Origin of the sequence: Bacillus sp. ISL-35, assembly GCF_018613355.1 — a bacterium.
Taxonomy (GTDB): Bacteria; Bacillota; Bacilli; order Bacillales; family Cytobacillaceae; genus Mesobacillus.
The window spans coordinates 1-20,993 of record NZ_JAGGQK010000023.1 but is presented as its reverse complement, the minus strand read 5'-3'; the positions used below and the strand labels follow the sequence as shown (position 1 = coordinate 20,993).

General features: G+C 43.7%; 15 protein-coding genes and 1 other annotated feature. Of the genes, 7 read left to right on the top strand and 8 right to left on the bottom strand.

Features of this window, described 5'->3' with window-relative positions:
* Window positions 1-109: 109 nt before the first annotated feature.
* Complete coding sequence (locus J7E38_RS21800) at window positions 110-1,996, bottom strand: sensor domain-containing diguanylate cyclase (RefSeq protein ID WP_214708333.1); 1,887 nt, start codon at window positions 1,994-1,996, stop codon at window positions 110-112.
* A gap of 445 nt (window positions 1,997-2,441) precedes the next feature.
* On the opposite strand from J7E38_RS21800, the gene rpsD reads away from it, so the two are divergent.
* Window positions 2,442-3,044, top strand: coding sequence for a 30S ribosomal protein S4 (gene rpsD / locus J7E38_RS21795; RefSeq protein WP_079510073.1), 603 nt, complete (start codon window positions 2,442-2,444; stop codon window positions 3,042-3,044).
* Window positions 3,045-3,318: 274 nt separating this feature from the next.
* Here the strand turns inward: rpsD and tyrS are convergent, their stop codons facing one another.
* Window positions 3,319-4,578, bottom strand: coding sequence for a tyrosine--tRNA ligase (gene tyrS / locus J7E38_RS21790; protein ID WP_214708335.1), 1,260 nt, complete (start codon window positions 4,576-4,578; stop codon window positions 3,319-3,321).
* Between the two features lie 73 nt (window positions 4,579-4,651).
* Window positions 4,652-4,872 (bottom strand) — a binding site (T-box leader).
* Between the two features lie 142 nt (window positions 4,873-5,014).
* On the opposite strand from tyrS, the gene J7E38_RS21785 reads away from it, so the two are divergent.
* Window positions 5,015-7,936 (top strand): transglycosylase domain-containing protein, encoded by a 2,922-nt coding sequence (locus tag J7E38_RS21785; protein WP_214708337.1) that lies wholly within the window; start codon window positions 5,015-5,017, stop codon window positions 7,934-7,936.
* Between the two features lie 221 nt (window positions 7,937-8,157).
* A complete protein-coding gene (locus J7E38_RS21780; RefSeq protein ID WP_214708339.1) occupies window positions 8,158-9,075 on the top strand; it encodes a class I SAM-dependent methyltransferase in 918 nt (305 codons plus the stop codon).
* Window positions 9,076-9,215: 140 nt separating this feature from the next.
* Here the strand turns inward: J7E38_RS21780 and acsA are convergent, their stop codons facing one another.
* Complete coding sequence (acsA, locus tag J7E38_RS21775; RefSeq protein WP_214708341.1) at window positions 9,216-10,934, bottom strand: acetate--CoA ligase; 1,719 nt, start codon at window positions 10,932-10,934, stop codon at window positions 9,216-9,218.
* A gap of 224 nt (window positions 10,935-11,158) precedes the next feature.
* Between acsA and J7E38_RS21770 the strand changes: the two genes are divergently transcribed.
* From J7E38_RS21770 to J7E38_RS21760, 3 genes are read left to right on the top strand one after another with little or no spacing between them, the layout of a single operon-like run.
* Window positions 11,159-11,791: a GNAT family N-acetyltransferase gene (locus J7E38_RS21770; protein WP_214708343.1), complete on the top strand. Its 633-nt coding sequence runs from the start codon at window positions 11,159-11,161 to the stop codon at window positions 11,789-11,791.
* A gap of 38 nt (window positions 11,792-11,829) precedes the next feature.
* Window positions 11,830-12,477, top strand: a complete 648-nt coding sequence (locus J7E38_RS21765) for an acetoin utilization AcuB family protein (RefSeq protein WP_214708345.1) — start codon at window positions 11,830-11,832, stop codon at window positions 12,475-12,477.
* Entirely contained in the window at window positions 12,474-13,646 is a 1,173-nt protein-coding gene (locus J7E38_RS21760; protein WP_214708347.1) for an acetoin utilization protein AcuC, read from the top strand. The genes J7E38_RS21765 and J7E38_RS21760 overlap by 4 nt, the downstream gene beginning before the upstream one ends.
* 372 nt (window positions 13,647-14,018) lie before the next feature.
* Here J7E38_RS21760 and ccpA read toward each other — a convergent pair whose 3' ends face one another.
* Window positions 14,019-15,017, bottom strand: a complete 999-nt coding sequence (gene ccpA / locus J7E38_RS21755) for a catabolite control protein A (RefSeq protein ID WP_214708349.1) — start codon at window positions 15,015-15,017, stop codon at window positions 14,019-14,021.
* Between the two features lie 258 nt (window positions 15,018-15,275).
* Window positions 15,276-16,349: a bifunctional 3-deoxy-7-phosphoheptulonate synthase/chorismate mutase gene (locus tag J7E38_RS21750; protein WP_214708351.1), complete on the bottom strand. Its 1,074-nt coding sequence runs from the start codon at window positions 16,347-16,349 to the stop codon at window positions 15,276-15,278.
* Window positions 16,350-16,724: 375 nt separating this feature from the next.
* Between J7E38_RS21750 and J7E38_RS21745 the strand changes: the two genes are divergently transcribed.
* Window positions 16,725-18,884: a cell division FtsA domain-containing protein gene (locus J7E38_RS21745; protein ID WP_214708353.1), complete on the top strand. Its 2,160-nt coding sequence runs from the start codon at window positions 16,725-16,727 to the stop codon at window positions 18,882-18,884.
* Between the two features lie 25 nt (window positions 18,885-18,909).
* Here the strand turns inward: J7E38_RS21745 and ytxJ are convergent, their stop codons facing one another.
* From ytxJ to J7E38_RS21730, 3 genes are all read right to left on the bottom strand, one after another.
* Window positions 18,910-19,239, bottom strand: a complete 330-nt coding sequence (gene ytxJ / locus J7E38_RS21740; protein WP_214708355.1) for a bacillithiol system redox-active protein YtxJ — start codon at window positions 19,237-19,239, stop codon at window positions 18,910-18,912.
* 148 nt (window positions 19,240-19,387) lie between these two features.
* Complete coding sequence (locus tag J7E38_RS21735; protein WP_214708357.1) at window positions 19,388-19,870, bottom strand: YtxH domain-containing protein; 483 nt, start codon at window positions 19,868-19,870, stop codon at window positions 19,388-19,390.
* A gap of 17 nt (window positions 19,871-19,887) precedes the next feature.
* Window positions 19,888-20,367 carry a DUF948 domain-containing protein gene (locus J7E38_RS21730; protein WP_214708359.1) on the bottom strand — a complete coding sequence of 160 codons (480 nt, stop codon included), beginning with the start codon at window positions 20,365-20,367 and terminating at the stop codon, window positions 19,888-19,890.
* Between the last annotated feature and the right edge of the window lie 626 nt (window positions 20,368-20,993).

Sequence of the window (20,993 nt, the reverse complement as noted above, 5' to 3'; positions counted from 1 at the left end):
TCACTCACAGCAATTGAAAAAGCACTGTGGTCTGCTAAACAGAAAAAGCACTCATAAATGAGTGCTTAAAAAATGATCACGATGAAAAAGAACTGGATTCAAAGACAAATCAGACCTTGTCACTAAAATCAAATTGGTTTCCATTCTGGACCACCACTTTATTCTTACCGGAGCCTTTGGCTTTATATAGAGCCTGATCCGCTCTTTTGAACACGGTCTTTGTCGTATCTTCCTGCCCCCTGATCCATGTGGAGACACCGCAAGAAATCGTGACATTTGGATTCGTATGTTTTTCGACTTTATCGACCAATCTGTTGGCAATCATGACACCGATTTCCAGTGGAGCCCCCGGCAGGTAAATCGCGAGTTCCTCCCCGCCCCATCTGGCACCGATATCCGTGCCGCGGATATTTTTAGCTATCTGCCGGGCCAGCTGGATGAGAACCTCGTCTCCGACCTGATGGCCATACTGGTCATTCACACATTTAAAATTATCAATATCAATTAAAATGAAGGTTCCCTGCCTATCCTCAAGCATCGACAGATTCATTTTGTCATCCAGATAGCCACGGGAATACAGCTTTGTCAAATGATCGGTCACGACCATTTTCTCCAATTCTTCACGAAGCATGGAATTGGTGAAAGCTAAAGTCGAATGATGGATGAGCGACTGCAGCAGCTTGAAGGTGTCAAACGCAAAGTGATATGGCTCCTCATGCATGACAAGCGCGAAACCCTTTAAATCACCGCTCTGGATCATCGGAACACACATTACTGAGCGGAAATGCGAAGAAGCCCCTTCGATATCAGAAGAGATATCCCCTATGAACAATGGTTCTAGATCCTGCTTTACCCGTTTGGCGATTTTCAATATATAATTGGCAGCCTCTTTTGAAAAGAAGAAACCGGTGCTCCCCTGAAGGACGGAGTAATCATGATTGTCTTCATCCAACATGATGAAACCGACTTCCTGTGCATCAAAGGACTTGATGATCCGGCCGCAAATAAACTTCATTGTATCTGTCAGGCGCAGGCTGGTATTCAATTGATGAGATGCTTCATTAATAAGCTGCAAATCGGCAACCAGCTTCCTTGATTGCTCGTAAAGCTTCGCATTCTCCAGGGCGCTGCCGGCGGTATTGGCAAGGAGCTTAATGAATTCCACTTCGTTTTGCGGGAACACAAGCGAGTTCGGGGCTATGACCTGCAGCACTCCATATACGCCCTGTCTTCCTTTTAAAGGTGCATACATGATGGAATTTTTGTCAATCACCAAATCCTCGAACTGGATTTGACCGCTCACATAAGATTGCATGGCAGTCTCGTTTTCACTGTTATACTCAAGGTCTTTAACCGGCAGTCCTCCGTAACCCTTGTGGTCATGGGACAGCAGGAGATAATAGGTGAACGAAGGATACACTTCCCTTAGTGTGGAAATGATTTCACCAAGCACAGCATCCATATCCATCGTCGAGTGGAATTTTTTCGTTACCCTGAATAATTGCTTATACCTTTTTTCTTCTTCCGTTGTCTCAGCCAGGGTGTGGATTTTATTTATAAACAATGTACACTCGTCAACAAGCTTTTTCAGAAGGCTGTCCGAAAGGCGGTCAAGTGAAGCGCCATTCATTTGAATAGCACATAAACTCTTGATATTTTCTTTTACAGCCATGACAAACACTAGATCATATTGCGGGAGTAATTCTGGTTTTTTAATAAATGATTGCGGGGTTTCAGTCAGTTCGCTTAAGAGACATTCCGGGGAATCACCCGTAATTTCCTCATTCAGATCGCTGCGGGTCGTAGCCTCAAGAAGCATGCCCTGATTCCATTCCTCACATCTATATAAATCGACCTCAGTTGCCTGGAGCAATTCTTTTAGCACAGTCAACATTTGCGAGAGAATGTCCGTGATAGATAATCTGCCCGTGCTGATCAAATCAAAGAACCTGCTTTTCAGTTCCAATATTGTTTCCCGTTCTACCAATTCTTCCATATGTATCACCTGTTTTAAAATCACTTCACAGCGATTTGTGAGTAGCTGTTTTACAGGCAGCAGCCTGATCGAGATTCATCACGTGGCTAGGTAGTATCCAAATATTTGAAAAAGAAAAATAATTACTATTTATTATATCATAGACCTAGTAAAATAGTATGATATAAAAGCCAAAGATTCGGGGATAATTTCATGGTGAAAAAGACAATGAATTGAAATATATCCTTGACTTTATATGAATAGAAATTATATAATACTCTTTGTGTAAAATATCGCAGCCTATGTGGTCTGCATTATGTATGTATTTTGTTCCTCAAACTTGGTTTGATGGTGTATCTCGTAACCCGCTGCTGCTAGGGCGAAGGTACATGAAAACAAAATACCCATAATGGTTAGTCACAATCTGTTTTTATTTTACAAAATAAAAACTAAGGAGGAGTCATTCATGGCTCGTTATACCGGCCCAAGCTGGAAACTATCCCGCCGTCTTGGAATTTCACTAAGCGGTACAGGTAAAGAATTAGAAAAACGCCCTTACGCACCAGGTCCTCATGGTCCTAACCAGCGTAAAAAGCTTTCCGAATACGGATTGCAACTTCAAGAGAAGCAAAAGCTTCGCCACATGTACGGAGTTACTGAGCGTCAGTTCCGTAACTTGTTCGACAAAGCAGGCAAAATGCCTGGTAAGCACGGTGAAAACTTCATGATTCTTCTTGAAGCTCGCCTTGACAACGTTGTTTACCGTCTAGGTCTTGCTCGCACTCGTCGTGCAGCTCGCCAGTTAGTAAACCACGGCCACATCATGGTTGATGGCGCACGCGTAGATATCCCATCTTACCGCGTAGCTCCTGGCCAGACAATCACACTTCGTGAAAAGTCTCGCAATCTTGATGTAGTTAAAGAAGCAATCGAAGTAAACAACTTCGTACCTGACTTCTTGACTTTCGATGCAGACAAGCTAGAAGGAACTTTCACTCGTATGCCTGAGCGTTCTGAACTTCCAGCTGAAATCAACGAAGCTCTTATCGTTGAATTCTACTCTCGTTAATAGAGTGCATTCAAAACCCCAGCCGATTTGGCTGGGGTTTTTATTTTTGCGCGGAAAAAGTGTAAAAATTCACCGTTTGCGAATAAACTAGTGCTTTTAGCGAATAAACTTCTTTTTTTGCGGAGAAAAGAATATATTTGCAAACAAACCCTCCATTTTTGCGAATAAAACGCATAATAAAATCCAATTCACTAAAAAAACAGCCTCCTGGCATCCAGGATGGCTGTTTTTACGATGTTTTTCGCTTGAACAAATAAAGTTTGCGAAAAAACATCTAGTATTTAAGCATGAAGTACTTCTTTTTGCCGCGGCGGACGATTGTGAACTGCCCTTCGATCTTGTCTGCATCGCTTAGGACGTATGCTGTATCGGTTACACGTTCTCCATTAAGGGATACTGCTCCGTTTGATACATCTTCACGTGCCTGCCTCTTGGATGGCGAGATTTTAGCAGCAACCAGCAAGTCGACCAATCCTTGTTCTTCTCCTCCTTCTACTGTAAAAGAAGGAACATCTTTAAATCCCTGCCTGATTTCGTCGGCGCTCAGGTTTTTGATGTCGCCGCTGAAAAGTGCTGCGGAAATCCTGATTGCCTGTTGAAGGGCTTCTTCACCATGGATCATGCGAGTCATTTCTTCAGCAAGAGCTTTCTGTGCTTTGCGCAGGTGCGCTTCTTCCTCAACTGCTTTTTCGAGGGCTTCGATTTCCTCTTTTTCGAGGAAAGTGAAGAACTTCAAGTATTTCACAACATCCGCATCGGCGGTGTTGATCCAGAACTGGTAAAACTCGTATGGAGATGTTTTCTCAGGGTCGAGCCATACAGCTCCGCTTTCCGACTTGCCGAACTTGGTGCCGTCAGCTTTTGTTACAAGCGGAATCGTCATACCGTATGCCTTAGAGCCTTCCGCAGACATTTTACGGATCAGCTCAAGACCGGTCGTAATATTGCCCCACTGGTCGCTTCCGCCAATCTGCAGTTTGCAGTCGTGATTTTCGTATAAATGGAAGAAATCCATTGCCTGCAGGATTGTGTAAGTGAATTCTGTGAACGAGATCCCTGTTTCCAGTCTTGAAGCAATCGTATCTTTTGCCAGCATGTAATTGACACCGACATGTTTTCCGAAGTCACGCAGGAATGTCACCACATCCATGGAACCTGCCCAATCGTAGTTGTTGACCATCAGCGCGCCATTTTCGCCTTCCACGTCAAAAATTTTACCAAGCTGCTTCTTAATTCCATCAACGTTAACCTGTACTTGTTCCAGCGTTTGCAGTTTACGCTCCTCGCTCTTTCCGCTCGGATCGCCAATCAAACCGGTTGCTCCGCCGACAAGGACGATCGGACGGTGGCCCGCATTCTGGAAACGGCGCAGAGTCAGGAACGGAAGAAGATGGCCGATATGCATGCTGTCCGCCGTTGGATCGACACCACAGTAAAGAGAAATCTTCTCCTTCGAAAGCAGGTCCTTCATTCCCTCTTCATCTGTTTGCTGGTAGATAATCCCGCGCCACTCGAGGTCTTTCAATAATTCCATTTGCCTTTCCTCCATTCAAAAATATATTTCGCAACCGGATTTTTGCGTAAATAAAAAACGCCCCTGCAATAAATGCAGGGACGCTAAATGCGCGGTACCACCCGGCTTGAAAACTAAAACAAAAAAGTCTTCCACTCCATAAAATAACGGTTAAACCGTCCGCGGCTACTATGAATCCAGTTCACTGCGGCGCTCGGGGAGGTAATTCATCCTTCTGTTTGTACCGGCTCACAGCGACCGCCGGCTTTCTGGAACATGGACAGAAGCACTACTCGTTCCCTTCACAGCTTTTTGCTATAAAGTTAATAAAGCATTTTTACCATAAAGCGATAGAAGTTGTCAAATTCGACATAAGTTTTCAGAAAAATTAAGATTACAGTCTATTCGACAGCTTGTTTATGCTATAATGTATGTGATTTTAGGGGGAATGATATGAATGCATGAAGGAAAGCAGGCTTGGAAAGAGAAGCTTAAATCCTTTGGTGCTTTTTTTACGAATAAAAAGACCGTAAAAGGAGCCCGGATTACTTACTCGGTTGTCTGGAACATGTTGCTTTTATTGATTATTGTACTGGTCCTCGGTGCGGGCTTTGCCGCAGGAACAGGGGCCGGGTATTTTGCATCCCTTGTCAAAGATGAACAAATACGTCCATATGAAAATATGAAGAAAGATATTTACAACTATGAAGAGACGTCGGACTTATATTTTGATAATGATGTTTATCTTGGCAAACTCAGAACTGACCTATACCGCGAGGAAGTAAAGCTTGACGATATGTCGAAGTATTTGGTCAATGCGGTCGTGGCAACTGAAGATGAGTATTTCTACGAACATGACGGTGTCGTGCCTAAAGCGATTATGCGCGCCCTTTTCCAGGAGGTCACAAACTCGGCGACATCGTCCGGGGGAAGCACACTGACACAGCAGCTCATCAAGAATCAGATCCTGACCAATGAAGTTTCATTCGAGCGAAAAGCGAAAGAGATTCTTCTCGCCCTCCGCCTCGAAAAATTCTTCGATAAAAAAGAGATTCTCGAAGCCTATTTGAATGTCGCTACCTTCGGCCGTAACGCGAATGGCAGCAATATTGCCGGTGTCCAGGCCGCAGCAAACGGGATATTCGGTAAAGAAGCGAAAGACTTGACCCTGCCTCAAGCTGCTTTTATCGCTGGACTACCACAGAGTCCATTTGGCTATACGCCATTCAGCAGCGATCACGGCAAGCTTAAAGATGCGGCTGGACTCGAACCAGGCCTGACGAGATACAAGACCGTCATCACAAGGATGCACGGAGCCGGCTTCATTTCGGATAAGGAGTTCAAGGAAGCAATCAACTATGATATTACGAAGGACTTTGTCAAAGAGGTTCCGAGCGATAATACAATTGAGGAGTATCCATTCCTCACATTTGAAATCGAGAAACGCTCAATTGATATTTTGGCTAATCTTTTAGCTGAACGCGATGGCTATGAAGCCGAAGATTTGAAAAAAGACGATGATTTAATGGCTGAATATGAGGCACTTGCCAACCGTGATCTTCGCCAGAACGGCTATAAGATTTATACAACCATCAATAAAGAGATATACGAAAAGTTCCAGGAAACCGCAAAGAATTACCCTTACTATGGAAGCGAAAAGCCTCAGGAAGTTCCTGATCCTGACGATCCGGACAAAACGATGGTAGTCAAAGAACCTGTGGAAATCGGCGCGACACTGATTGAAAACAAAACTGGCAAAATCATCAGCTTTGTCGGCGGCCGCAACTTCAAGCGGGAACAGACGAACCATGCTTCACGGGCTCCGAGACAGAACGGATCGACGATGAAGCCGCTTCTGGTTTATGCTCCTGCAATGGAGCTCGGGAAATTGCATCCCGGTACTGTTCTGCCTGATGTTCAAGTATTTTTATATGGAAAGAGCAAACCGTGGCCAAACAACTATGATATGAGATACAGCGGTTTGACCTCTGCCAGACATGCTTTGACGAAATCTTACAATGTACCGGCTGTCCTAGCCTATAAGAGCATCCTCGGCCAGAGACCTGCTAATTTCCTGGATAAGATGGGATTCTCCAATCTGCAGCCTGATGACTATTCGAACTTATCGACTGCTATTGGTTCCCTTCGGGGCGGTGTTACTGTTGAAGAAAACACCAACGCATTTGGTACATTCGCAAACAACGGGAAATTCATCGATGCATATATGATCGAAAAAATCGTCGACAAAAATGGCGAAGTCGTATTCCAGCATAAATCTGAACCAGTAGATGTCTTCAGTCCGCAAACATCATACCTGACCATCGATATGATGCGAGATGTCATCAACCGTGGTACTGCCACGGCTGTAAAAGGAAGATTGAAATTTGGCTCTGACTGGGCTGGCAAAACTGGTACCGGACATGAATATATTGATTCATGGTTTGTGGCAACCAATCCGAATGTCTCTTTCGGGGTATGGTTGGGTTACGATACACCTAAAGCACTCGAAAGAACCTATAAAGGACTTTCCTATGGCATGCGTACTCAATACATCTGGGCTGACCTGATGAATGCGGCCTATGATGTCGATCCTAAGCTGGTCGATCCGGAAGAACGCTTCAAGATGCCTGGCGGTATTGTCAAGCGATCTTATTGTGCCGTTTCCGGTTTGCTTCCTTCAAGTGCATGTTCGAAGGCAGGCCTTGTGGAGTCAGACTATTTCATTGCGAAATACGCACCAACAAAGGTAGATGACAGCCTGGTTGAAAATAAATTCGTTACTGTAGGAGACAAGCGCTATATTGCCCTTGATTCCACACCAGCAGAATTTACGGATTCAGGAGTCATTTTGAACCCGGAATATATGGAAAACTACATCGGCCATAAAATCAGGAACCCGCAACAGTTGATCCCTAATAAGGATGCCTGGAACAAAATACTCGTTGCCAATGATAAGCTGAGTGAAAATGGCAAGACTCCAGCAGCGCTCGGAATCAAGCTTTCTGGAAAAACAATTGCCTGGGGCAAGCACCCTGATAATGATATTGTCGGCTACCGAATCTATAACAACAAGAAAAAAGTCGGCAGCATCAAAGCTGGTGAAAAACTGAGTTTCAATGCAGGAGACGGCGTATTCTATGTTACAGCTGTCGATATAGCTGGAAAAGAATCCGCGCCGTCGAATATCATTGAAATTGGCAAAAAACCTGAACCTAAGGATCCTCCAAAGGACGACAAACCGAAGGACGATAAAAATAAACCAAAGGATCCTAAACCGAAAGACCCTCCGCCAACCGACCCTAAACCGGATGATCCTCCTGAGCCACCTGGAGATGGGGATGGTAATGGTGAAGGTACTGGAGAAGGTACAGGGAACTAACATCATTTATTGAATTTAAAAAATGCCTGGAGTTACTTCAATGTAACTCCAGGCATTTTTGGTTGTTGGTATGCGTACGAGGAACAATGATTTAGTGTGTAATTTGAGTATAAACATTTGACAAAAAAATCTATTTATGCTATAATTTACAAAATAACTCCGTGTGTTTATAATAAGGTTCTCCTGTCCTGGGAGGATCTTTTTTTTATGGAGGGAAAAATATGAAGCAAAATGAAGCAAGCGTGACTTCCCTGGTTTCAGCCTTCGCACGGGCTTATCACAGTCAATATGACTCACCAACCATTTTTGATGACTTCATGGCAAAAGAACTTATCTCCCAAGAAGAATCTTCAATGATTAAAGAGAATATGATTCAGGGCATTTCTTTTTTCAGTCAAGAAATCGCGCAAAATTTACGGGATCAACCAGATGAGATGTTGAAATGGATTACACAAGTCCAGCTATCCCCTACACCCCTGGCCCGCGCTGCGTTCTGCGAAAGAGTATTACACAATGAAATAATCCTGGGAGTAAAACAGTATGTCATTCTCGGAGCTGGATTAGACACTTTTAGTTTCAGACACCCTGAGCTAGAAAACAAAATAGAAGTATTTGAAATCGATCATCCTGCTACACAAGAATTCAAAAAGAAAAGACTAGATGAAACAAGTCTTCAAATCCCAAAAAACCTTCACTTTATCCCAATTGACTTCACGAATATGTTTTCCACACAAGATTTAATGAATAAAGGCTTTGATGTTAATCAAAAAACGTTCTTCAGCTTTTTAGGAGTCTCGTATTACTTAACGAAGGAGGAAATATTCAACCTGTTTACGCATATATTCACCAGGTTGCCATCAGGAAGCTCAATCGTTTTTGATTTCGCAGACGAGAAACTCTTTAGTGAAAAAGGGTTTTCTAATAGAGTGGAAAATATGCTGAAAATGGCTTCAGTAGGTGGAGAACCGATGAAATCATGTTTCTCTTATACTGAAATTGAGAGTCTTTTGGAGAAAGCTGGTTTACTTATTTACGAACATTTATCCCCAACTGACATAAATGAAATGTTCTTTAAAAACCGCTCGGATTATTTGTCTGCATTCGAAAACATTCACTATATCCATGCAGTAAAGAATTGAAGCTAAGAACATGTGCTTAATTGATAAGCTGTCTGGCGAATTAAGATTGGGGGCAACAATCCTCGTCCTCCTGCTCATCATAATCAACAAAAAACAGTCCAATTCGATATCGAATTGGACTGTTTTTTTCACAAAATTTATTAATCTTCCATTGTAGAAAGGTCGCCGGTTGGAAGGTCAAGTTCCCATGCCTTCAACACGCGGCGCATGATTTTACCGCTTCGTGTCTTAGGAAGCTTATCGCGGAATTCAATTTCGCGAGGTGCTGCATGTGCTGCAAGACCCTTTTTCACGAATTGGCGGATTTCCTCGATCAACTCATCGGACTGCTCATAGCCGTCACGCAATGCGATGAACGCCTTGATGATTTCGCCGCGGACTGGGTCCGGCTTGCCGATGACACCTGCTTCAGCGACTGCAGGATGTTCAACAAGCTTGCTTTCGACTTCAAATGGTCCGACACGCTCGCCGGAGGTCATGATGACATCATCAATCCGTCCCTGGAACCAGAAGTATCCCTCTTCATCCATGTATGCAGAGTCACCGGACACATACCAGTCGCCAGGCATGAAATATGATTCATACTTCTGCGGGTTGTTCCAGATGGTGTGCATCATCGATGGCCAGCCTTTTTTGATTGCCAGATTGCCCATTCTGTATGGAGGCAGTTCATTCCCCTGGTCATCCACGATTGCCGCTTGAACACCCGGGATTGGCTTACCCATCGATCCAGGTTTGATTTCCATGCTTGGGTAATTACAGATCAGCTGTGCGCCAGTTTCGGTCATCCACCAAGTATCATGGATGCGCAGGTTGAACACCTTCATTCCCCATCTGACAACCTCAGGGTTCAGCGGTTCACCAACACTCAGGATATGGCGAAGACAGCTAAGATCGAATTTCTTCACGACCTCATCCCCTGCACCCATCAGCATCCTGAAGGCCGTTGGAGCACTATACCAGACAGTCACTCCGTACTGTTCAATCATCTTGTACCATGTCTCAGGATTGAAACGTCCTCCAATGATCACGTTTGACGTTCCGGCAAGCCATGGCCCAAAGATTCCATATGATGTTCCTGTTACCCAGCCTGGATCCGCTGTGCACCAGTAGACATCTTCTTCTTTCAAGTCCAGGACCCATTTAGCAGTCTGATAATGCTGGATCATCGCATTATGAACGTGAAGGACACCCTTTGGCTTTCCAGTCGAGCCGGAAGTATAATGCAAAATCAGTCCATCCGTGCGGTCAACCCATTCGATATCAAGTTTATTGCTAGCTTCAGAAAGCTTTTGTTTAAAATCAACATACTGATCATCTGCTTCCAGGTTGTCGCCAACAAGAAGAATATGCTTCAAGTCTGGCAGCTCATCGACAGGGACGCGCTCGAGAAGCTCAGGTGTCGTGACCAATACCTTCGCGCCACTATCCTGCAGCCTGTCCCGGACAGCCCCTTCCATGAATGCTTCAAATAATGGGCCTACGATCGCCCCCAGTTTTACCGCCCCGAGAACAGCGAAATACAGTTCTGGAGAACGAGGCATGAAGATAAACACGCGGTCCCCTTTTTCCACATCCGCGTATGTTTTGAATACGTTACCAGCTTTATTGGTAAGCTCCTTCATTTCTTTGAACGTATATTTTTCCTTGCGCACCCCATCCTGATAATATAGCGCAATCTTATTTTTCCTGAATCCTTCTGCATGGCGGTCAATTGCTTCATATGCGATGTTGACCCTTCCTGTATCAGACCAGGAAAACTCTTTTTCAGCTTCACTCCAATCAAATTGTCCATGAAGCTCGTCATAATTTTTTAAGTTATGATTCCCTTGCGTAACTGGTAGCGCTTCCACTTTCATGTATCCATCCCCCTTGGCTTTATATTTAAAATACATTATAGTATAAAAATTCGATTTTCTCAATTTTTAAAATATTAATAGAAAAGAAAGTCCTGTTTCCCTTCGAGCTTTTTACTGCCAGAAAAGTCCTTTCTAAATACAGAAAATTTTGTGAAAGCGCTTTTATTTGTTAGATTTTATGTATAATAGAATTATCGTTTTAATTGTTGACGGGTGGTGACTGAATGGAACATAAAAAGACTTATAACGCTAAAGAACTGAAGACTCCCCATGGCCGTTTAATCATTGAAGGCCCGATTTCTCCGGAAAAACTGGCAAGCTATGAATTCCACGAAGATCTGGTGGCATTCCGTCCTCCAGCACAGCAGCACAAGGCATTGATTGAAATTGCCGGGCTGCCGGAAGGACGGATCATTGTGGCTCGTTCAGGCCATATGATCGTCGGATATGTTACTTATCTATACCCAGACCCGCTTGAGAGATGGTCTGAGGGAAAAATGGAAGATTTAATCGAACTTGGTGCAATCGAGGTCATACCTGAATTTCGCGGAAGCTCCGTCGGCAAGAATTTGCTGATTGTATCCATGATGGATGATGCGATGGAAGATTACATCATTATCACGACAGAATATTATTGGCATTGGGATTTGAAAGGCACAGGCCTCAATGTATGGGAATACAGAAAAGTCATGGAAAAAATGATGAATGCGGGCGGTCTTGTCTGGTACGCGACGGATGATCCCGAAATCAGCTCACATCCAGCAAACTGCCTGATGGCCCGAATTGGTAAAAGGATTCCGCCTGAATCTGTACAGAAATTCGACCAGCTGCGGTTCATGAACCGTTTTATGTATTAAGATCGTTTTTAACCTCATCATTCAAGGAGGAAGGAATTATGATCGTCGAGGAAATTATGAAGAAGAACGTCACGACGCTTTTTCCTGAGGATACCATTGCAGCCGCGATCAAACTGATGGCGGAAAATAAAATTCGGCATATTCCCATTGTGAATAAAGACCGTGCAGTCATCGGGCTCGTTTCCGATCGCGACATCAAGGATGCTGCCCCGTCGGTTTTCCACTGGGACAAACATAAGGGAGAGCTTGATAATCCGGTAAAGTCGATTATGACCACAAATGTGATCACCGGGCATCCTTTGGATTTCGTCGAAGAGATATCAGCGGTGTTCTATGAACATAATATCAGCTGTCTTCCAATCATTAATGACAGGAAGCTGGTAGGGATCGTAACCGAAACAGATTTGCTGCATACGCTTGTAGAACTGACAGGCGCCCACCAGCCAGGCTCCCAGATTGAAGTAAAGGTTCCCAACAAAGCAGGCATGCTTTGCGAGATCGCATCCGTGATCAGCATGCGGAAGGCAAATATCCAAAGTGTCCTTGTCTACCCTGACCAAAAAGATGAGCGGTACAAAATCCTTGTTGTGAGGATTCAGACAATGAACCCAATCGCAGTGATCGAGGATCTGAAAAAAGCGGGACACCAAGTACTCTGGCCTAATCTCCCGGGTGTTTCATCATGAGCGACCGCTCTGTGTTTGTCTTTTCAGACGAGCTGCTGAACTACCGGTTCAGCAGCAACCATCCTTTTAACCAGATGCGGTTGAAACTTACGCTGGATTTATTGCGTAAAATCGGTGCAATTGAGGATAGTCAGATTGTTGCGCCACGGATGGCCACGGATGAGGAACTCCACCTCGTCCATGATCCCAACTTTGTAAACGCTGTTAAGCTTGCTGGCCAGGGAAAGCTTAAAGGTGAAACCGCTGAAGGATACGGTCTGGGGACGGAAGACACCCCGATTTTTGCCAATATGCATGAAGCAAGTGCTTTGCTTGTTGGCGGCACACTGACTGCAGTGGATTATGTCATGAACGGAAAAGCTGACCATGCCTTACACTTAGGCGGAGGCCTTCACCATGGATTCCGCGGCAAAGCTTCAGGCTTCTGTATTTATAATGACAGTTCAGTTGCGATCAAGTACCTGCAGGAAAAGTACAATGCACGGGTATTATATATCGATACCGATGCCCATCACGGCGATGGTGTTCAATGGTCATTCTATGATGACCCGAATGTATGCACATTATCAATCCATGAAACCGGCCGTTATCTTTTCCCCGGTACAGGGAATGTGAATGAACGCGGGCAGGGCAAAGGCTACGGGTATTCTTTCAATATCCCGGTCGATGCTTTCACAGAGGATGACTCATGGCTCGATGCCTATCAAACATCACTGATTGAAATAGTCGAATTCTTCAAGCCAGATGTCATTCTGACTCAAAATGGTGCGGATGCCCACTACCTTGACCCGTTGACCCATTTGTCGGCAACGATGAAGATATATCGGGAGATTCCAAAGCTTGCACATGAGGTTGCCCATAAATATTGCGGCGGCAAGTGGATTGCGGTTGGCGGCGGAGGCTATGATATCTGGCGCGTGGTGCCCAGAGCCTGGTCACTGATTTGGCTTGAGATGATTGAAAACTCAAACTGTTATGGCAGTTTGCCGCAGGAATGGATCAATGAATGGAAAGAACAGGCACCTGTTGAATTGCCGCTAGAATGGGATGATCCAGAAGACTTATATCCGCCTATCCCACGAAAACCGGAAATTACGGAAAAGAATGCCCAGACAGTTGAAAAAGCATTGTATCCCATCCGCTCGAATAAAAAATCAGAAACTGTTTAAGTGCGAAACCGGGTGATTGTATCCCGGTTTTTTTGTTTTATGGAAGGGAGATATGCCGCACGCAAGCTCGGCATATTGAGTTGGTGGATAGAATTTGATCGTTGGTCGATTTAATTTGAAATGTGGTCGAATAAACTTAAAATCTGGTCGAATTAATTTGAAATGTGGTCGAATAAATCCAAAACAGTGGGCTAAATTTTAATTTTCGTCGCTAAGGTTATAAGCAGCCGGAATTTCATTGATTAGTGCCATATCAGAAGATTGGGCAGTATTTTTTCATTGATTTCCTTCAGGTAATGAGAGGATTTCAAGTGGATTTCGGTTGATTTGCTTAAAAAAGCCCCTTGCATCTGCTGCAAGGGGCTTTTCACATTATTTAGTTGAATCTCTGTTCTCGATCCGGTGTGGCAGGACAACGATATTTTCATCCACTTTTTCTTTGTTCATGTATTTCGTCAGCAAGCGCATGGCTACTGCTCCGATATCGTATAAAGGCTGGACAACCGTTGTAAGCTGCGGGCGTACCATTAAAGTCAATCTTGTATTGTCCGAAGCGATTACTTCGAAATCTTCTGGAACGCTGTATCCGCGGTCAAAAGCACCGTGGATGACTCCAAGTGCCATTTCATCCGACCCGACAAGGATTGCTGTAGGCTTCTTGTCGAGCTCGAGGATTCTTTCAATTGCCTCGAGACCTGAATCATACGTATAATCGCCCTCGACAACCAGTTCTTCGTTAAACTGAATTCCTGCATCTTTTAATGCGCGCTTATATCCTTCAAGCTTTTTATCCTTGTTGATTGGCTCCAGCATTGGCCCAATAACAAATCCAATCTCTTTATGACCTTTTTCAACAAAAGCAGAAACCGCATCGAATGTTGCCTGCTCATAGTCGATATTAACAGATGGTATTTCGCCTGATTCCTCAATCGATCCTGCTAAGACGATTGGTACTGGGGACTTTTTGAATTCCTCGACATGTTCGGTCTTAATATTGCCGCCCATGAAAACAATTCCATCAACCTGTTTGCCAAGCATTGTGTTCAGCAAATGCAGTTCTTTTTCGATATTCTGGTCAGAGTTGCTCAAGATAATATTGTATTTGTACATTGTAGCAATATCTTCAATTCCCCTTGCCAGCTCCGCAAAAAACGGGCTCGCAATATCAGGAATGATCACACCGACAGTTGTCGTCTTTTTGCTTGCCAGTCCGCGTGCAACCGCATTGGGACGGTAGCCAAGACGGTCAATGACCTCCATGACTTTCTTTCTTGTAGCTGGCTTGACATTCGGGTTTCCATTGACAACACGTGAAACCGTTGCCATTGAAACGTTCGCTTCCCGTGCAACATCATATATTGTAATATTCATCTATTTCACTCCTTCAGGTAATAAACGGCACTTTTCGCTTAGTTTACAGCAAAAATTGAAACAATAATCATTTTTTAAGTTTGTGATTATATGTACAAGTTTAATTATGTTATTAATCATACGATATCCACAACAATCCCGCAATCTGAATAGCTTATTTTTATGTATTTTTATTATGATTTGGACACCGTCTTCTTTGTAGTTACCCCTAAATGCACATAAAAAAAACCTTCCACAATAAAGGAAGGTTTCAGAACTTTAGACTCTTACGAATGGAGTGGATTTTAATCCCTCTAAAAATTCATCAAATTGTTTAAGATCCATCTGCTGTGCATTGTCGGATAAAGCGACTGCTGGATCTGGATGCACCTCTGCCATGACCCCATCTGCTCCGATCGCCAGTGCGGCTTTTGCTGCCGGAAGCAATAAATCCCTTCTGCCAGTTGAGTGGGTGACGTCAACCATGACCGGCAGATGTGTTTCCTTTTTCAGAATTGGCACTGCGGAAATATCAAGCGTATTTCGGGTAGCTTTTTCATATGTCCTGATTCCGCGCTCGCAGAGAATGATCTGGCCATTTCCCTGCGCCATGATGTATTCAGCTGCATTGATGAATTCTTCAATTGTAGCGGCAAGCCCACGTTTTAACAAAATAGGCTTATTCACTGCCCCTGCTGCTTTAAGAAGTTCGAAGTTTTGCATATTGCGGGCACCGATTTGGATGACATCCAGATAGTCCACGGCTATTTCAATGTCGGCAGGTGTGACGATTTCACTGATAACAGCAAGATCGTACTCATCCGCCACTCTTTTTAAAATCTTAAGTCCTTCAACACCTAATCCCTGGAAGTCATAAGGTGAAGTCCTTGGTTTAAAAGCACCGCCGCGAAGCAATTTGAAGCCTTTCGCTTTAACCGCTTCCGCCACTGTGGCTACTTGTTCATATGACTCAACTGAACATGGACCGAAAACAAAGTCCGGAGTTCCATCGCCAATTTTCAATCCTTTAATATCTATAATTGTATCATCCGGCTTTTTCTTCCTGGAAACAAGAAGAGCTTTGCGGTGATCATCTGATTGAAGTTCAAGTCCGGCTTTGAAAATTTCTTTAAAGATATGTTCAATCGTTGAATTTTCAAAAGGCCCGTTATTGCTTTCCTTGATCAAATCGAGCATTTCTCTTTCACGAACAGGGTCATAACGATAAACGCCCTGTGTTTCTTTTGCACGGCCAATTTCCTGGACGAGCAGGGCTCTTTCATTGATTAATGAGAGAAGCTCTAAATTCAATTCATCCACACGATTCCTAAGCTGGTCAAGATTTTTTGTCATTTTCTGTCCCGTCCTTTCGAAATTCATTTTAGCCCTAACTATAAGAATCATCAAGAAAAGAACACCAGGTTCCTTTTTATGCCAGGATGAGAAATAACGATCACCTGAATCTTCTTTATAGCAATAGAGTTTGTATGGTACATTTTTAATATCATCGTTTCTGGAGCCCTGACCTAAAGCAATGGCATCATAGAACCGATAATACTAGGAGGGCCTTTTGTAAAGGGCCTCGAGTTACTGATGGTTAAGCTATACAATTTAATAAAGGTAATTATATCTGAAAAAAATACGGTTGTCACGCATTTTTCTTTAATAATTAAACGCTTTTAAGCGATAAAGCATCATATGAGACTTTAAGTTAGAGGGTGCACGAATTTGAGTGTTAATAATAAACTGTTTGCATTAGATATCGGGACGCGTTCCGTCGTTGGAATCATCCTGGAAGAATCTGATGGACAATATGAAGCAATCGATATCATTATCCGTGAACATAAGGATCGAGCGATGCTGGACGGCCAGATCCATGACGTCCTTTCCGTATCAGACATCATTTCTGGAATCAAAGAAGAATTGGAAGGTACACATGGCCCTTTAACAAAGGTCTGTGTGGCTGCAGCCGGTCGTGCCCTTAAAACCGAACGTTCGAAAGCAGTTGTCGATATATCCGGCAAACCGATGTTTTCGAAGCAAGATATCCTCCATCTTGAACTCAGTGCTGTCCAGCTTGCACAAGCTTCCGTTGCTGGAGAAAAAAGCAATGAGCTAGGCCATCACTATTATTGTGTCGGATATTCTGTGCTTTATTACCAGCTTGATGGAGAAGCCATCGGAAGCCTGATCGATCAGCGCGGATCCGAGGCCTCTGTTGAAATCATTGCAACCTTCCTTCCAAAAGTTGTCGTGGAGTCACTGCTTGCCGCTTTGGACCGTGCCGGCCTGGAAATGGACGCCCTGACACTCGAACCGATTGCCGCAATCAATGTATTGATCCCAGCTTCAATGAGAAGATTGAATGTTGCCCTTGTTGATATCGGTGCGGGGACATCAGATATTGCACTCACGGATTCAGGGACCGTTATTGCGTATGGAATGGTGCCAGTTGCCGGAGATGAAATCACTGAAGCCGTCAGCGATGAATTCCTGCTGGACTTCCCTCTTGCTGAAAAAGCAAAGCGAGAGCTGCTCGAACATGAATCAATTACCATTACAGACATACTTGGGTTTGAGGCAGTCATTAGCAAACAGGAAGCGATCGATAGGATCACCCCTGCGATCGACCGCCTGGCAGAAACGATTGGTGATGAAATCCTTCGATTGAATAATGATAAATCACCAAAAGCGGTCATGCTTGTCGGCGGAGGCAGTCTTACGCCTGATTTGACCAGCAGGATTGCCAGCAAGCTGAACTTGCCGGACAACAGAGTTGCCATCAGGGGCCTTGATGCCATCTCATCTGTTTCATTTGCGAGCCATATTACTAAAGGTCCCGAACTTGTTACGCCAATCGGGATTGCGATTGCGGCAAAACAATCCCCTGTCCAGTATCATACTGTCTACGTGAATGGACAGCCGGTGAGGCTTTTCGAGGTCAATAAATTGACGGTAGGAGACTGTCTGCTGGCTGCCGGGATCAAAATGAATAAACTCTACGGAAAGCCTGGTCTTGCGATGATTGTCAGCCTGAACGGCAAGAATGCGACCATTCCTGGCAAACATGGACAGCCTCCTGTATTGCTGAAAAATGGTTCAATATGTACTTTTGATGACCAGGTGAATGGCGGCGATCAGCTGACTGTCGTGAAGGGTGAGGACGGGGTCAGAACAGAACTGACTCTCGAAGATTTGATTGGAGAGCTTCCTTCCAAAACGATCATCATCAATGGACAAAGGCATGAAATCCGTTCAAAACTGACCTGCAATGGCCTTCGTGTCCCAATTTCACAGCAAGTAGCAGACAGGGACGAAATCAGATTTGAAATGGCTGACACTATTGAAGATGCACTGAAGGAGCTCAATCAGGCAGAAATTCTTATGGATACACGACCTTTTCATATCAAGATTGACGGTAAAGAACAAAAGATTACGGAGTTCATGGGGAAAATTCATCTGAATAATTTACCAGCTAGCCTGAAAAATAAATTTGAACACCTTGATAGTATTCGCTTTGAAAAGGGAACAGAACCTACACTCAGAAAACTTATAGAGATTCTAGGCATCCAGGCTATGGACATCATGCCCATCTCCTTTAATGGACAGCAAATCCAGCTGGAGCACGAAGTAACGGCGTTCATCAGGGAGGATATCAAGATTGGGATCGACGAGCACATCTTTAACGGAGACCAGATCACTACAAAACCAAAAGAGATGCAGTCATTCATTTTCCAGGATGTTTTCAATTTTGCCCAGATCGACATTCCAAAAGAAAGTCGGGGATTCACGGTGCTTAAAAATGGTGAAAAAGCAACATTTGACGATGGTCTTGCACCAGGAGATGAGTTGAGCATCACCTTTGAAAATCCGGTCAGTGTAAAGTAAAAAAACATCCATCTGGATGTTTTTTTCACTTTACATTTTCTTCTTTTGCCGCAGCCAGTGATTTCGCTGTGATTTTAAAATGAGAAGCATGCCATGCGACATCAGAATTGACAAATAGAATAGCCTGAGGCGATTCATGCTTAACATGGAATTTTTCAGCAATATGGTTTGATAGATCGCGGGAATCCTGTACAGTTAAATAATATAATGGATCGTTGCTGTTTTGCTCGAACTTGGCAAACTCATCATACCCGGCTGCGCTGATCGGACAGGTTGTGCTGTGCTTCAGCATGAAGAACGTTTCACCAGAATCGACAAGCTTATCAAATTCTTCGATCGTATTAATTTGTTGCATCCTACTCTCTCCTTTTTCATGGCTCTGATTGCTTCATTTTTTCATTCCCAATTAACCTTTTCAGAGAACTTTCCTATACGAAAAAAAGCCCTTAAAATAAAAATAAACGGTGAAGTAATCTTACCACTTCACCGTTTACAAGACAAACTTACTGATTCAGTTTGTTTTCTGTTTCATCAAAAGCCTTCTGTGTTTCTTCAAGCTTCTTCTGAATTTCTTCACCAGTGGCAGTATGCGTATTATCCATGGAGCTTGTCTCTGCCATGGAAGTTGGCACTTCCTGCAGCTGGTCCTCCTCGGAAACGGATGAAGATGTACCATTCTGGTTCTTCATATCCTTCACTTTGTTCACCAGATTAGAAGATTGCTGTGTCACAGTCTCTTTCAGACCGCTTGCCTTTTCCTTTGCTACAGAAGCAAGGTCAACACTCTTGTTTTTAAGAGTAGAAGATTGCTCATTAAGCGATCCTCTTAATTCCTTCCCAGACTTAGGAGCGAGCAATAATGCCGCAAGTGCCCCTGCAAGGCCACCAACAATCGCACCCGTGACAAAGTCCTTTGAGTTGCTGTTATTACTGTTATTATCCCTCATTGGTCCATTTACATCATATTGGCTTTGTTCCCTGTTCATACTATCTCCTCCTTTCATTAATACCGAACACGTTCCCTTTGCCTCTCTACCATCTCTTCGCCTTCCATTTGATGGTCAATTCGAGCTGTTTTTTTTGACTGCCATTTGTCCTTCAACTCCAGGAATACGTTGCTCCATTGAACCACCTGTGAAATCTTGTCCTTATTCCTGTCAATCTGAAGGTCGACCATAGTTTGAACATTATGGATCGATTGGTTGAATCTCTGAACAGAATTTCCTACATCCTTCACAGCACTTATGACACCGTTCAAGCTCTCAGATTTTCTGGAAATATCGTCCGCCAAATTGTTAGTTTTGTGCAGAAGCTCCGTTGTTTCACGAGTCACACCATCCAACTGCTTCTCCAGGCCATCAAGCGTGCCTGACACACTGTCTAAAGTTGTCTGCAAAGATTTTAGAGTTTTGGATAATGAAACTACCAAAACTAAGAATGCAATTGCTATTACTGCAACACTTAAATACAAAATAATTTCCACTGTTGAACACCTCCGTTAGCATATGTACATTTTACCCAGCATAAGGCGACGTAAACCACCTTGTCCATTAACTATTTCAATACAGACAGCCCCTTTTCCTTCCTCCCTTAGCATATCTTTCTACAACATAAAATTCCAGCAGATAGATTGAATTTATTTAAGGCTTGGAACGGAAGTTTACGGTTGGGGATTGAGATTTATTGCAGTTCTGATGACTTTTCTGGTATCCCTGTTTGAATTGCCAAGCTGAATTTGACAGCTTTTCTGTTCCACCGGTCTAACCTGTCAAAATTCCGTGCTTTTTTTGACAGCTTTTGTGCTTCACCCGCTCAACCTGTCAAGATTCCATACTTTTCTTGACTGCTTTTCCGCTTCACCCACTCAACCTGTCAAGATCATATGCTTTTTTTGACAGCTTTTCCGCTCCACCAGCTCAACCTGTCAAGATTCCATGCTTTTTTTGACAACTTTCCTTCTTCACCAGCTCAACCTGTCAGAATCCTATGCTTTTCTTGACAGCTTTTCCGCTTCACCCACTCAATCTGTCAAGATTCCATGCTTTTTTTGACAGCTTTCCTTCTTCACCAGCTCAACCTGTCAGAATCCTATGCTTTTCTTGACAGCTT